Annotated in this window: 7 protein-coding genes and 3 pseudogenes; 6 read left to right on the forward strand and 4 right to left on the reverse strand. The window is 70.0% G+C overall.

The features are described from left to right. Nucleotides 1-12: 12 nt before the first annotated feature. On the reverse strand, nucleotides 13-1,041 hold the full coding sequence (locus tag ACWC0C_RS26825; protein WP_450866353.1) for a TolB family protein: 1,029 nt from the start codon (nucleotides 1,039-1,041) through the stop codon (nucleotides 13-15). A 100-nt stretch (nucleotides 1,042-1,141) separates the two neighbouring features. After that, a complete protein-coding gene (locus ACWC0C_RS26830) occupies nucleotides 1,142-2,422 on the reverse strand; it encodes an MFS transporter (protein WP_450866354.1) in 1,281 nt (426 codons plus the stop codon). A gap of 639 nt (nucleotides 2,423-3,061) precedes the next feature. On the opposite strand from ACWC0C_RS26830, the gene ACWC0C_RS26835 reads away from it, so the two are divergent. Together ACWC0C_RS26835 and ACWC0C_RS26840 are read left to right on the forward strand one after the other, a co-directional pair. Further along, nucleotides 3,062-4,627, forward strand: a complete 1,566-nt coding sequence (locus ACWC0C_RS26835) for an alkaline phosphatase family protein (RefSeq protein ID WP_450866356.1) — start codon at nucleotides 3,062-3,064, stop codon at nucleotides 4,625-4,627. Between the two features lie 140 nt (nucleotides 4,628-4,767). Beyond that, a pseudogene (locus ACWC0C_RS26840) lies at nucleotides 4,768-4,929 on the forward strand (AraC family transcriptional regulator); the annotation flags it as partial. On the opposite strand, the pseudogene ACWC0C_RS26845 reads toward ACWC0C_RS26840, so the two are convergent. Together ACWC0C_RS26845 and ACWC0C_RS26850 are read right to left on the reverse strand one after the other, a co-directional pair. Further along, nucleotides 4,869-5,769 (reverse strand): annotated as a pseudogene (locus ACWC0C_RS26845) (alpha-xylosidase); the annotation flags it as partial. The pseudogenes ACWC0C_RS26840 and ACWC0C_RS26845 sit on opposite strands and share 61 nt — an antisense overlap. Further along, nucleotides 5,766-6,834, reverse strand: a pseudogene (locus ACWC0C_RS26850) (family 1 glycosylhydrolase). The pseudogenes ACWC0C_RS26850 and ACWC0C_RS26845, both read right to left, overlap by 4 nt. Before the next feature lie 279 nt (nucleotides 6,835-7,113). Here ACWC0C_RS26850 and ACWC0C_RS26855 point away from each other — a divergent pair. The 4 genes from ACWC0C_RS26855 to ACWC0C_RS26870 are packed head-to-tail and all read left to right on the forward strand — an operon-like array spanning nucleotide 7,114 to nucleotide 14,601. Continuing rightward, complete coding sequence (locus ACWC0C_RS26855; RefSeq protein ID WP_450866358.1) at nucleotides 7,114-9,099, forward strand: beta-galactosidase; 1,986 nt, start codon at nucleotides 7,114-7,116, stop codon at nucleotides 9,097-9,099. Nucleotides 9,100-9,114: 15 nt separating this feature from the next. Continuing rightward, complete coding sequence (locus ACWC0C_RS26860; protein ID WP_450866359.1) at nucleotides 9,115-11,262, forward strand: alpha-galactosidase; 2,148 nt, start codon at nucleotides 9,115-9,117, stop codon at nucleotides 11,260-11,262. Between the two features lie 37 nt (nucleotides 11,263-11,299). Then, nucleotides 11,300-12,799, forward strand: coding sequence for a glycoside hydrolase family 43 protein (locus ACWC0C_RS26865; RefSeq protein WP_450866360.1), 1,500 nt, complete (start codon nucleotides 11,300-11,302; stop codon nucleotides 12,797-12,799). 47 nt (nucleotides 12,800-12,846) lie between these two features. Continuing rightward, on the forward strand, nucleotides 12,847-14,601 hold the full coding sequence (locus ACWC0C_RS26870) for a cellulase family glycosylhydrolase (protein ID WP_450866361.1): 1,755 nt from the start codon (nucleotides 12,847-12,849) through the stop codon (nucleotides 14,599-14,601). Nucleotides 14,602-14,675: the final 74 nt, after the last annotated feature.

A 14,675-nucleotide genomic window follows, 5' to 3' on the forward strand; every position in this document is an offset into this window, starting at 1 on the left:
CGTTGCCCCTGCTCAACCGATGAAAGCCGGCGTCGACGCCGCGCTCGCCAGCCGCTGTGGTCTCCCGCTGCCATCGGCCGGCACGGCCCACAGGTCCGTCCCGAATTTCCCGGGCCTGGCATAGACGAGGGTGGTGTCCGTCGCCCACACCGCCTGATCGTCAATGCTGCTGTGTTCGGCCGTTGCAGTCTCCGTCTTGGTCCGCAGGTCCAGCACATACAGCCGCCAGGGCGAGTCGGCCGGCAGGCCGGGCACCCGCTTCTTGTAGGCGATCCGGGTGCCGTCCGGGGAGAGCGAGGGGCATTCCACATTGCTGTGCACAGTGGTCAGCGTGTGCGCCGCGATGTCGCCTGCCGCCAGGTAGGTCTGCCCGCGGGTGTACACCGTGGCGTAGAAGTGGCCGTCGTCGGCGAAGGTCACGCCCCAGACGTTCACATCGAGGGAGCGGTACCAACTGCCGTCCACCTTCAGGTCGTACTCCTCCAGGTTGTCCTGCAGCTTCCAGGTGCGGGTGTCCAGGATGGATGTACGCGTGGAGAAGGCTGTGGCGCCGTAGGAGTCCCCGGTGACGAAGACCGTCCAGGCGACCAGGTGCCCCGACGGCGAGACCCGGGCCCGGCTGGGGATCCCGGCCAGTGGGTAGCTGCGCCGCTCGGTCAGCCGTTCGTCGAGGACCACCGCTCGGTAGCCGTTCCGCAGCGTCCCTTGTGCGCTCTGCAGGCAGATCCCGGTGCCGCCCGCGGCCGAGAAGCGCACGCATTTCATCCCCGACGCAGTGCGCTGTGCGCCCGGCCGTTCGGCGGGCACCGAGACGAGCTCGTCGTGGTGTGGGCCGTAGGCCGTATTGCGGAAGATCATGCGCCGCCCCGCGCCCGGGGGCGCGGCCAGCCATACCCGGCCGTCGGCGACTGCCGGTGTGCCCGGCTGCGCACGACCGCGGCCGCCGGCGCGTTCGGCGGCATGGTGCACGGCGAAGGCGGCGACCAGACCCAGTACGAGAACGGCCGTGAACAAGGTGAGAAGGCGGCCCTTGCGGGTCATCAGGCACTGCCTTTCCGGTGAGGTCGCGTCGGGCGTGCGCAGGGTCGGCTCAGCCAGCGGTAGGCGGTGCGGCTGGAGCCAGGGCGGTTGGGCAACGGCATCACGACACGCTCTCTGCTGTCACTTGGCTGTCGGTGAGGCGCAGTACGACCATCGCGGCCGCTGTGCACAGAGCGAGCCCGCCCGTGGCCGCGGCCAGTGCGATGCCGGTGCCCCAGGCGGACCAGAGGGCACCGAAGGCGAGTGAGCCAGTGAAGCGGGCCAGCGCCTGGCCCGTGCCGACCAGGGCGAGTCCCGCTCCGCGCTGGGCCGGGAGGAGGGTGTCGGCCGCGGCCGCGGCCAGCACCCCGTCGGTGGCGGCATAGAACGCCCCGTGCAACACGAGCACCGGCAGGACCCCCGCCCAGCCGTCGGAGAGCGGCGCCAGCAGCAATCCGTACCCGACGAGCAGCAGCAGATGCCCCATGGCGAAGAGCCGGCGTCCGCCGATCCGGTCGGCGGCCACGCCCAGCGGCATGGCGAGCACCAGGAATACCGCGGCAGTGCCCAGCGGGAGCAGGGGGAGCAGCTGCCCGGGCAGAGCGAGTCGACGCTGGATTAGCAAGTACAGGAAGGAGTCGCTGATCGTGGTCAGCCCCAGCAGTACCGCGCAGGCGGTGAGGCGCCTCAGCCCAGGCAACCTCAACAGCCCCAAGGCGGCCCGCCATCCGCGCTGGGGCCCGGACGGTCGGGCAGCAGCGGGTGTCGTCCGCCGGTGCCCGGGTACGAAGAGCAGCAGGATCAGTACACCGAGCGCGGCAATGCACCCGCTCACCGCGAACACGGCGTCGTAGCCGTCAACTGCCAGGCGCAGCACGGCGAAGGCGGCCAAGGGTCCCAGCAGTGCCCCGGTGGTGTCCATGGTCCTGTGCACACCGAAGGCCCGGCCTCGCTGGGCCGGCTCGGTGGCCAGTGAGATCATGGCGTCCCGGGGAGCGGTGCGCAGCCCCTTGCCGGTGCGGTCCACCGCCAGCACGGCACCGATGAGCGGCGCGGTATGGACGAGCAGGAGCAGCGGCTTGCACAGGGCGGACAGCCCGTATCCCGCGGCGGCCACGGCCTTGTGGCGGTTTCCGCCCTGGTCACCGAGGTATCCGCCGAGCAGCCGTACCAGCGCGCCGACGCCGTTGTAGATGCCGTCCAGGAAGCCGAAGCCGAGCGGGGACAGGCCGAGCCCGGCTACCAGGTACAGCGGCATGACGGCGGTGACCATCTCCGACGACACGTCGGTGACCAGGCTGACGGTGCCGAGCGCCAGCACGGTGCCGGGCACGGCAGACCGCCGGCCATGGCCGGCGGGGGTGGGCGAGGGAGGAGTGCTCCGACTGTCGGCGAGGTACAACGGCTTCACCTCCTGGCGTGAGCCGTCCGTGGGGCAATCAGGGTGACGTGAGGGAACCGCTGTGTCGACCCCCTGGAATCAGAAGACCGGCAGGTTCCGACGCGTGGAGCGAGCCGGCGGATCCTGAGGCACGCCCCGGTCCTGGGCCCCGATCCGTCCGACGACCGGGCGCTGTCCGACCTGACTTGTGGTCGCCACCCAGCGCACTCGCCCCGTTCTCGGCAGGGCGGCTGCCGTCGCGCTCAGTGGAGCGCATGACTTCTGCCCTGTCGTTGCGCTATGCGAGTTCGAGTGCATCTATTGAAATAATCGGGTGCCGCAGAGTAAGGTGCGGCCGACCGGTGGCCGGGTCGGCAGTGGCGTTCCGGTGGGACCGCCGAATGAGCGTGGTCCACCTCGACGTCCCCAGCACCCCTCCCCGACCTGGCTACCGTCTCGCGCTGGTGCAGATGCGCGACGCGCCCCGAATCGCGGGCCGGCCGCGTCCCCAAGGTCCCCTGGTGAGCCAACCAAGCTGGGGCCGCAACCGACCTTGTTGTCATGCATGCGCCCCACGTGAGGAGTGGAGACATGGCCGGCTCCCGTAGACACAGACGGTTCAGGCTTCTGTGCTGGTTGTTCACGCCGATAGCGCTGCTCATGGCGTTCAGCGCAGTACCCGCCTCGGCCACTGCGGACACGCTCACCCTTGACAAGACGACGTACATGCAAGGGAACACGATCAACGTCGCCTACACCACCACAGCCAATAACAACAACTGGGTTGGCATCTACAAGGCGGGTGACACGCCCGGATCGGTGAACGCGATCAAGTGGGCGTACGCCCAGAGTTCCTCGGGGTCGCTGACCTTCGCCGTCAGCGGTGCCCCGGGCAAGACCGAGGGGGACAGCAACCAGGCAGCAGGCACCACCCTGATCCCGGGGGAGTATGTGGCCTACCTCCTGCAGAACAACGGCTACGCACAACTGGCGAGCCGCCACTTCTGGGTTGGGCCCACGCTGAGCCTCGACAAGTCCAGCTACACGGCCGGGGAAACCATCACAGCCAAGTACAGCGTGCCGGACCAGTGGGGTCTGTCGAACAACTGGATCGGCATCTACCGAGACACCGACCCCGTTGACAGCTCGCACTACGTCAAGTGGGCCTACGCGCCGGGCGCCTCAGGGACGGCGACCCTCTCGACGAGCGGCCTGGCGTCCGGCGGCTATGTGGCCTACTACCTGTACAAGGACGGATACAGCACCGACCTGGCCACCGACCCCAAACTCGGCGATCTGTACAGCGTCCCGGTGCACTTCTATGTCGGTTCGCCCCCCTCGACGGCGGGCAAGGTTCCGGCCCTCGACCACGTCTTCATGGTCATGATGGAGAACAAGGCGCCCAGCGACATCTTCGGCACGAGCGACAACAAGCCCAACTGCGCCTCTCCCAGCACGGCGCCCGCCCCCTACCTCTCCAAGCTCGCCTGCGACAACATCACACTCACGAACTCGCACGGCCTGATGCACCCGAGCGACCCCAACTACGTCGCGCTGGCCGCCGCCCAGGTGGGCATCCAGGGCAACAACTTCTCCTACCTGAACAGCGTCGGCGGCATCAACACGCCGCACCTGGGCTCGATCACGGAGGCAGCGGGCAAGACGTGGAGGGGCTACATCGAGGGCACGAGCAGCAGCTGCGACCTCACGGCCAAGGCCCCGTACGACCCCGATGACCTGCCGTTCCTCTACTTCAAGGGAGTGGGGGACGACAGCACGTACTGCCAGAACCATCTGAAGTCGATCTCGCAGTTCTGGACGGACCTCGCGAGCACCACGACGAGCATGCCCAACTACGTGTGGTTCGTGCCCAACAGCGACAACACGATGCACAACAACTGCAGCCCCAGCATCTCCACGTGCGTGACCGCGGGCGACAACTGGATGAAGAACAACCTGCCGAAGCTCCTCAACTCCAACGCGTTCACGAAAGAGAAGTCGCTGCTGATCATCACCTGGGACGAGGACAGGTACTGGACGTCCGCCAACCCCATTCCCACGATCATCGTCGGATCCCCGGGCCTGATGAAGCCGGGCGGGTCGACGTCGAACACCTACTACAACCACTACGACGTGACCCGGACGGTCGAGGATGCGCTCGGTCTGACGCATATGACCTCGAACGACCAGAACGCCATCCCGATCTACGACATCTGGGCTTCGTAGCCCGGCCCTCACCACGTCCTGGCGAAACGCCCACCCGCGGAACCGGCATCGAGCACCATGCTCGATGCCTGTTCCGCTGTGCCCTCTTGCCCGGCTCGGTAAGGCCGCCGTACCCGACCGCAGCGGGCACAGGATGTCGGGTGCGGCAGGCTTGGTGTCGCCTCGACCAGCACATCGAGGTATCCGCGCTGGCCCGGATCACGGTCCCGTCGGAGTACCACTTCCGGCGGCTGCTCTCGTCACTGGCGGGGATGCCGCTGTCGGAGTACATCCGACGCAAACGGCAGACCGTGGCCTCGTCGTATTCGGTGGTGAAGGACGTGGTCAGCCACAGGCCCAGCGCCCAGGCCGGCGGCAGGGCCGGGCGGCCGGTGAGCGCGGTGTAGCGCTCCAGGGCCTGCTTCGGGGTCGGACCGTGGACGACGAAGTACTCCAGCGACTGGTCCTCGACGCTGAACTGGACCTGGCCGACGGCTTCCGAGCCGACCTCGTAGCCGACCCTGCCGGGATGGTTCACGAAGACGCCGTATCCGCGGTTGGTCAGGTGGAACGGGATGTTCTTGTAGGCCTGTTCGCTGCTGGTGCCGCCGTCGGCCTGCCAGATGTCCACCGTCTGCCCGTTCTTTACCAGAGGCGTGAATCGCTCCCCCAGGCCGTAGACAAGCCTCTCCGACCCCCAACGACAGCTGGGCGAGCATGTGATGGCGGCCTTCGGCATCGGTGACGAACCCGTTGCCGCGCTCGCCCGCGGAGGTCAGCACGTGGCCGTCGGCGATGAACTCCAGCCGCCATGGCTGTTCCGTGTCCACGCGTAGCGTCAGTTCGCCGGAGACCAGTTCCAGCACCGCCCCGTCCCGGCGCACCTTGCCGGCGTCCGCACCGGCGCCGGGCAACGCGAACTCCGGTCCCCGGCGCGCCGATCCGGCATGGTGGGTCGTGCGCACGCCGATGACCCCCTCGGCCGGGGACCAGCACTCCACGGTCAGCAGCGGGCTGTTCAGGGTGTCACCGCGCCGGCTCACGTGTTTCACGGGCGCGTACAGGGTCAGCCGGTTGTCGTCGGCGCGGACGTCGGCGACCTCGGTGGCATAGCGGGCCGTGCAGCCGGGGCGCATCAGCCAGTAGCCGTCCGTGAACTTCATCGGGCAGGTTCCTCCGTGCGCGCTCGGTGCGCGCTGATCAGGCCCCGGTACCAGTGGTAGCTGTCCTTGGGGTGCGGGTCAGGGTGTCGTAGTCGACGTGGACCGGTCCGAAGCGCTGGTCGTAGCCACGTGCCCACTCGAAGTTGTCCAGCAGCGACCAGGCGTGGTAACCGCGTACGTCCACACCGGCGGCCATGGCGTCGGCCACGGCGGCGAGGTGCTCGGCGAGGTAGCCGATGCGGTCGGCGTCGACTGCGGGTAGCGGACACGCAGTTCACAGAGCAGCTCGGTGAGCGCGGACGGGACGACCGGCCAGCCCATGGTGGTGTGCCGGGTGCCGTACGGGTCCAGTTCGGCCACGGTGAGGAGCCGGTAGAAGTTGACGCCGAGGAAGTCCAGCGGCGTGCCGATCAGGTCCCGGTCCCCCGGCGACCGCCAGGGGCCGTCGGCGCGCCCGGCCCAGGTCTCGGCCTCGTGCGCGGGGTAGCGTCCGGCGAAGAGCGGTTCCGTCCAGATGTCGTTGTACAGGGTCTCGGCGCGACGGCGGGCGGCGATGTCCTCGGGCCGGTCGGACGCGGCGTGGATGCGGTCCAGGTTGAGGGTGATGCCGATCTCCCCGACGACGCCCGCGGCGCGCAGGGCCTGTACGGCGAGTCCGTGGCCGATGAGCAGATGGTGGGCGGCGGCCAGGGCGCCCCGTCCCTCCTGTGTGCCGGGGGCGTGTCGGCCCTCGGCATGACCGACGAAGGCGGAACAGTAGGGCTCGTTGAGGGTGATCCAGCGTTCCACCCGGTCGCCGTAGCGGTCGGCGGCAAGCGCCGCGTACGCCGCGAACGCCTCGGCGATCTCCCGTACGGGCCAGCCCCCACGGTCTTCCAGGGCCTGCGGGAGGTCCCAGTGGTAGAGGGTGGCGCCCGCGTGCGTCCGACCGGGTGTGTGGCTGAAGGTGTCCCAGATGGAGGCGCCGCGGCCGTCCTCGTCGTGGCCGCCCTCGATCTGGTAGGCGGACGTGGCCGCGCCGAAGCGGAATCCGGCGGGCAGGACCGGGAAGGGCGGGGTGTTCACCGGGCACCGAGCGGAAGGGGAGGGAGAACCCACGAGTCACCCTCAACAAGCGGGAGTGGATGTCGGACTGAAAACAGAATGTCGAAGCGCATCGACGCTTTCATCGTCATGACGGAGTGTCAATGGACCTGCAAGAAGTACCTCTCTTTAGGTCCGCACTCTTGTTACGCATGAAACATGTCCGTTAACTTCGCGAGGCAGGTGAAGCGCTTCGACACAGGGGAAGGAGCCGTCACCATGCCACACGCTGCACCCGACTCCCGTACCGGAGGAACAGCCGTGACCACCCGCAGCATCACTGGCCGCCTGGGCGGGCTCGCCTTCGGTGGGGACTACAACCCGGAGCAGTGGGACGAGCCCGTCTGGAAGGAGGACGACGCGCTCATGCGCCGGTCCGGGGTCAACCTGGTCACCGTGGGCGTCTTCTCCTGGGCCCTGCTCGAACCGGAGGAGGGGCGCTACGACTTCGCCTGGCTCGACGCCCACCTGGAGCGCCTGCACGCGAACGGCGTGGCCGTCGACCTCGCCACACCGACGGCCTCCCCGCCGCCCTGGTTCACCCTCGCCCACCCCGACGCCCTGCCGGTCACACCCGACGGCACCCGTCTCACCCACGGCAGCCGCGACACCTACTGCCTGGCCGCACCCGCCTACCGGAACGCGGCCCGCAGGATCGCCTCGGCCCTCGCCGAACGGTACGGCGACCACCCGGCCCTCGCGCTGTGGCACGTGCACAACGAGTACGCCACCCTCTGCCACTGCGAGCACGCGGCGGCGGCCTTCCGGGTGTGGCTGCGCGCCCGCCACGGCTCGCTGGACGCCCTCAACGAGGCCTGGGGAACGGCCTTCTGGAGTCAGCGCTACATGTCTTGGGAACAGGTGCTGCCGCCACGCGCGACGCAGTGGCACAAGAACCCGGGCCAGAGCCTGGACTTCCGCCGTTTCTGGTCCGACGACACCGTCGCCGCCTACCGCGAGCAGCGCGACGCGATCCGCGCGCACAGCGACCGGCCGGTGACGACCAACCTGATGCTGCCCGCCTACCAGAACGTGGACCTGTGGGCCCTGGCCCGCGAACTCGACGTGGTCACCTCCGATCACTACCCGGGGTCGCCTGGTCTGGACGCCGCCGCCGACGCCGCCTTCCACGCCGACCGCGTCCGCTCCCTGAGCGGCGGTGGCCCCTGGCTGCTGATGGAGCAGGGCACCAACACCGTCTACGACAGCGACCGGGTGCTGGGCAAGGAGCCCGGGGAGATCCTGCGCCACACCCTCGGTCACATCGCGCGCGGTTCGGAGGGCGCCCTCTTCTTCCAGTGGCGGCAGTCCCGGGCCGGTGCCGAGACCTGGCACTCGGCGATGGTCCCGCACGCGGGCCCCGACAGCCGTATCTTCCGCGAGGTCACGCAGGTCGGGCAGGCGGTCTCCCGGCTCGGCGAGCTGGCGGGTTCGAGGGTCGACGCGTCCGTGGCCGTCCTGCACGACGCGGACGCCTGGTGGGCCCTGAGCGTCGACGGCCTGCCCTCCGCCGGACTCGGTTACCACGGGGAGCTGAGCCGGGCGCACCGGGCGTTGTGGGACGCCGGCGTCACGGTCGACTTCGCCCATCCCGAGCACGAGTTGAGCCGCTACGCGCTCGTCGTCGCGCCTGCCCTGTTCCTCCTGTCCGACGCGGGCGCCGAGAACCTCCGCCGCTACGTCGCCGACGGCGGGATCCTCCTCGTCCAGCACGCGAACGGATGCGTCGACGACCGCATGCACGCCCGTCTCGGCGGCTATCCCGCCGAGCCGCTGCGCGAGGCCCTGGGCATCCGTGTCGAGGAGCACCGCCCGCTGCGGGCGGATGAGCGGATCGCTCTGTCGGACGGCTCGTACGGCTCGGTCTGGAGCGAGTCCCTGCGCAGCGAGGGCGCCGAGACGCTCGCCGCCTACACCCACGGCATGCTCACCGGCGGCCCGGCGCTGACCCGGCACCGCTTCGGAGCCGGACAGGGCTGGTACGTCTCCACTCGCCTCGACGACGCCGACTACGGCGCGTTGGTCGGCCGACTGCTGCAGGAGGCGGGTGTCGAGCCGGAGTTGCCGGGTCTGTCGGACGGTGTCGAAGCCGTCACCCGGCACGCGTCCGACGGCCGTCGCTGGCAGTTCCTGCTCAACCACCGCGCGGAGACCGTGCCGCTGCCGGATCCCGCTCACGACCTGCTCACCGGCGCCACGGTCCACGAGCTGACCCCCGGTGGTTGCGCGGTGCTGCGCAGGACCTGACTCCGAGAGGCCACCATGACCGAGGAACAGCACACGATCCGCTGGGGTCACGACGCCCTTCGGCTCCAGATCACCCTCGATGAGAACGGCAGCCCCCTCCTGACGTGCCTCGGGCCGCCCGCCGGCGGTGACGCGAACCCCCGTGCCTCCTTGCCCCTGGTGGAGGTGACGGCCGCGGGGCACGGCCGCGGCTGGTCTGGCAACCGCCTCGTCGACACCACGATCGGCGGGCGGCTGCGCCACCGGTCCCACCACACGGCCCGCGAGGGCGACTGGCACACACTGACCGTCCAACTCCACGATCCAGAGACCGGGTTGGCCGCAGAGGTGACGTACCGTTCGCTCGACGGTGTGCCCGTCGTGCGCGGCGAGGTGACCCTGCGCAACGAAGGCCGGGAGACGCTGTTCCTGGAGTCGGTCAGCTCTCTCGTCGTGAGCCGCCTGACCGCGGAAGTTCCGGCGGCCATCGACGCCTCGGACCTGCTGTGGGCGGACAACGACTGGCTCGCCGAATGCCGGTGGCAGTGCCGTCCGATGCGCCTGACCTCGCCCGTCCTGAGCGGACGCGTGCACTTCGGCAACGGCAGGGGAGCCTTCGCCCTGACCGGGCAGGGCAGTTGGTCCAGCTGCGGACATCTGCCCATGGGAGGACTGACCGACCGCCACTCCGGCCGCACCTGGGTGTGGCAGATCGAGCACAACGGTGGCTGGCGCTGGGAGTGCGGCGAACGCCACGGCGCGGCGTACACGGCACTGTTCGGGCCGACCGACACGCACCACGGCTGGCGGCACGCCCTGGCACCCGGGGCGGCCTTCAGCGCCGTACCCGCCGCTGTGGCGTTCAGCGCCGACGGCGGACCGGACGCCGCGTTCGCCGCGCTGACCCGCTACCGGCGCGCCCTGCGCCGTCCGCACCCCGACCACAGGCGGCTGCCCGTCATCTTCAACGACTACATGAACTGCCTGATGGGAGACCCCACCACCGAGAAACTCCTGCCGTTGATCGACGCGGCGGCCGAGGCCGGCGCCGAGTACTTCGTCATCGACGCCGGCTGGTACGACGACGGCGACGGCGGCTGGTGGACCACCGTCGGCGCCTGGGAACCGGCCGCCTCGCGCTTCCCCGGCGAGAACGGGATCCACGAGGCGCTGGCCCGGATCCGCGCACGCGGCATGGTCCCGGGGCTGTGGCTGGAGCCGGAAGTGGTCGGTGTGCACAGCCCCGTGGCCGGGATGCTGCCCGACGAGGCGTTCTTCCGCCGCGACGGGGTTCGTGTCGTGGAGGGCGGCCGGTACCACCTGGACCTCCGTCACCCCGCCGCACGTGCCCACCTGGACCGGGTGGTGGACCGCCTGGCCGGCGAGTGGGGCGTCGGATATCTCAAGCTCGACCACAACATCGACCCCGGTTCCGGGACCAGCAGCCGTCCCGGCGAGTCACCGGGCGCCGGGCTGCTCGGCCACAACCGCGCGCACCTCGACTGGCTCGACGGCGTCCTCGACCGGCACCCCCACTTGGTGCTGGAGAACTGCTCCTCCGGCGGCATGCGGTGGGACCACGCCCTGCTGTCCCGGATGCAAGTGCAGTCCACCAGCGACCAGCAGAACCTCCGGCTCTACGCGCCCATCGCGGCCTCGGCACCCACCGCCGTCACCCCCGAACAAGGCGCCGTCTGGGCCTACCCGCAGCCGGAGGACTCCCTCGACGAGGTCGCGTTCACGATGGCCAGCGCTCTCCTGGGCCGTATCCACCTCTCCGGCCGGCTGCCCGAACTGCCGCCCGAGGCACGCGCCCTCGTCCACGAGGCGGTGACGGTGTACAAGGCCGTCCGCGCCGACCTGGCACAGGCCGTGCCTTGTTGGCCCCTCGGCCTTCCCGCCTGGGACGACCCCTGGATCGCACTGGCCCTGCGCACCGGCGACACCACCTACCTCACGGCCTGGCGCCGCCCCGGCACCGAGGCCTCCGCGACTCTCCGCCTTCCGCACCTGCGCGGCGCGCACGTCCGCGTGGGCCTGCTCTACCCGTCCACCAGTCAGGCCACCACCGGCTGGCGCCCGGACGCCGGTCACCTCACCGTGACCCTGCCCACCGCGCCCTCCGCCGTGCTGCTCCGGCTCAGCCGCCTCAACGCGCCCTCTCCGGACGGAACATCCGGCTGAGCCACGTACATCCCGTATACCGAAAGGACCTGGTGGCTTGTCAGACACCGGCCCCGCCAACCCCGTGATCCCCGGTTTCCACCCCGACCCCAGCATCTGCCGGGTCGGCGACGACTACTACCTCGCCTGCTCCAGCTTCGAGTACTTCCCCGGCGTACCCCTCTTCCACAGCCGCGACCTGGTGCACTGGACGCAGATCGGCAACGCCCTGGACCGGCCGAGCCAGTTGCGGCTGCCGGCCGACATGCCGTCCTCCGCCGGGATCTACGCCCCCACCCTGCGCCACCACGACGGACGCTTCTGGCTGATCGTCACCAACGTGAGCGCGGGCGGCGGCAACCTGGTCGCCACCGCCACTGACCCGGCCGGACCATGGTCGGATCCCGTCCGCCTCCCCGATGTGCCCGGCATCGATCCCGACCTGGCCTGGGGCGAGGACGGCACCTGCTGGTGCACGGTCGCCGGGGTCGCGCAGGTACGCATCGACCCGCACACCGGCGAGACGTACGGGCCACCGCGGAAGTTGTGGTCCGGCGCGCCCGGCGACAAAGCTCCGGAGGCGCCACACCTGTACCGGATAGGCGACTACTGGTACCTGCTCATCGCCGTGGGCGGCACCGAGCGCGGCCACGGCGTGGCGATCGCCCGCGGTCTCACGCCGAGCGGCCCGTTCGAGCCGTGCCCGGCCAACCCGATCCTCACCCACCGCAGCACCGACCACCCCGTGCAGAACACCGGGCACGCCGATCTGGTCCAGGCGCCCGACGGCTCGTGGTGGATGGTGCTGCTCGGGGTACGGCCGGGCGGCGGCACGCCTGGCTGGCACGTACTCGGCCGGGAGACCTTCCTGGCGCCCGTGACCTGGGTGGACGGCTGGCCGGTGGTCGGCGAGGTCGCCCTGGACCTGCCGGAACTCCCGTGGCCTCTGGTCCCCGGACCCGTCGAGGAGCCGCGGGACGACTTCGACCTGAGCGAACTGCGCCCGTCGTGGATCTCCGTGCGGGACCGCCCGGCCGAACTCTGCACCACCAAGGAGCGCCCCGGATGGCTGACGCTCCGCGCGCGGGGCGCCGACCTCGACGCACCCGACGTCGTCTTCACCGGCCGGCGCCAGCAGCACCTGTCGTGCCGCGCGCGGACCCTGGTCGACCCCTCGGACGGGACCGGCGGCCTGGCCGTGCGGCTGGACGAGCGGCACCACTACGCGATCGAGGTGTCCGGCCGCGAAGTGCGGGTGATCGCGCGCGTCGGCTCCCTGCGCACGGTCGTGGCCGCACAGCCCGTACCCGACGGGCCGGTGGTCCTCGCCCTCACGATCACCGACCCTCCGCCGCCACACGATGCCCGCACCGGCCCCGACGTCGTCTCCCTCGGCGTCGAGCGGCCCGACGGCACCTTCACCGTGCTCGCGACCCTCGACGGCCGTTATCTGTCGACCGAGGTCGCCGGCGGCTTCACGGGCCGTGTCATCGGCATGTACGCCGCGTCCGGCACCGTCCGCTTCGACTGGTTCGACTACGAGCCCCTCAGGCCATGACGACCGATCCGACCCCCATCCGCAGGACCGGCCGAAAGGAACGACAGGTGAAGGACATACGGCACCCCGCACACCACCGCAGCCGCGGCCCCGGACGCCTGGCCACCCTGCTCCTGACGCTGTTCGCCATCGTGGGCCTGTCCAGCGGCACCACGATGGCGGCGGCCGGCGGCACGGCGCACCCGGCGCGGTCGCAGGTCAGGGTTCCGGCCTCCGCCATGGACACCGTGGCGGCCATGCAGCCCAGCTGGAACCTGGGCAACACCCTGGACGCCATTCCGGACGAGACGTCCTGGGGCAACCCGCCAGCCACCAAAGCCCTGTTCGACACCATCCGCGCGCAGGGCTTCCGCAGCGTCCGCATCCCGGTGACCTGGACCGACCACCAGTCCGCCACCGCGCCCTACACCATCGACGCCACGTACATGAACCGCGTCAAGCAGGTGGTCGACTGGGCGCTCGCGGACGGCCTCTATGTCGTGATCAACGTCCACCACGACTCGTGGCAGTGGATCGCTGACATGACGACCAACCACGACAAGGTGCTCGCCCGCTTCGACGCCTCCTGGTCCCAGATCGCCACCACGTTCCGGGACGAGCCGCGCACCCTGCTCTTCGAGAGCGTCAACGAGCCGCAGTTCAACAACGCGACGCCCGCGCAGAAGACCCAGTTCCTGAACGAGCTGAACACCTCCTTCCACAAGGTCGTCCGCGCCACGGGCGGCGGGAACACCAACCGCCTGCTCGTCCTGCCCACACAGGGCTGCACACCCGCCCAGAACCTCATGGACGACCTGTCCACCACGATCGGGGCGCTGCACGACAGCAACCTCGTCGCCACCGTGCACTACTACAGCTGGTACCCGTTCAGCGTGAACATCGCGGGCGGCACCCGGTACGACGCCACCGCCCAGAAGGACCTGACCGACTCCTTCGCCCGGATGCACGACACGTTCGTCGCCAAGGGCATCCCCGTCTACCTCGGCGAGTACGGCACGCTCAGCTGGCCCGACTACACCCATCCCGACCCCATCGAGCGGGGTGAGGGACTGAAGTACCTGGAGCAGCTCGGCCACCAGGCGCGGGTCGCCGGGGTCACCACCGCCCTGTGGGACCCCTTCTCCTACCTGAACCGCTCCACCCTCAAGTGGCGGGACCCCGCCCTGTTCGCCTGGATCAAGTCGAGCTGGACCACCCGCTCGGGCACCGCCTCCTCCGACCAGGTCTTCGTGGCGAAGTCGACCCCGATCACGGCACAGACACTCACCCTGAACCCCAACGGCACCACCTTCCGGGGCCTGTGGCAGGGCAGCAAGAAGCTGGTCGCGGGACGGGACTACACCGTGTCCGGCGACCGGCTCACCCTCACGGCCACCGCGCTGACCCGGCTGACCGGCAACCGCGCGTACGGGGTGAACACGACGCTCCAGGCCCGGTTCTCCCGCGGGCTGCCCTGGAAGATCGACGTCATCACCTACGACACCCCGGTGCTGTCGAACGCCACGGGCACGAGCGGCTCGTTCGCCCTTCCCACGCAGTACCGCGGTGACGTGCTGGCGACCATGGAGGCCACGTACGCCGACGGCAGCAACGCCGGCCCGGCCGACTGGACCCCGTACCAGCAGTTCAACCAGTCCTTCTCACCCGACTACGCGGGCGGCGGGATCACCCTGACGTCCGACTTCCTGAAGGCGCTGCACAACGACGCGCCGGTGACGCTGAAGTTCCACTTCTGGAGCGGCGCCATCGTCACGTACCACGTGACGAAGTCCGGAGGCTCGGTGACCGGCACGGCGTCCTGACCGACCGGCTCTCCGCCCCATTCAGCCAATGTCTCGGAGAACGATCGAACAGGAGGATCCACGTTGCCGGAATC

The sequence above is a fragment of the Streptomyces sp. NPDC001709 genome (assembly GCF_053596375.1).

Bases quoted from the DNA above. Each gene is read 5' to 3' on its own strand.
- ACWC0C_RS26825 (WP_450866353.1), bottom strand. From the start codon at position 1,041: ATGACCCGCAAGGGCCGCCTTCTCACCTTGTTCACGGCCGTTCTCGTA.
- ACWC0C_RS26835 (WP_450866356.1), top strand. From the start codon at position 3,062: ATGGCGTTCAGCGCAGTACCCGCCTCGGCCACTGCGGACACGCTCACC.
- ACWC0C_RS26860 (WP_450866359.1), top strand. From the start codon at position 9,115: ATGACCGAGGAACAGCACACGATCCGCTGGGGTCACGACGCCCTTCGG.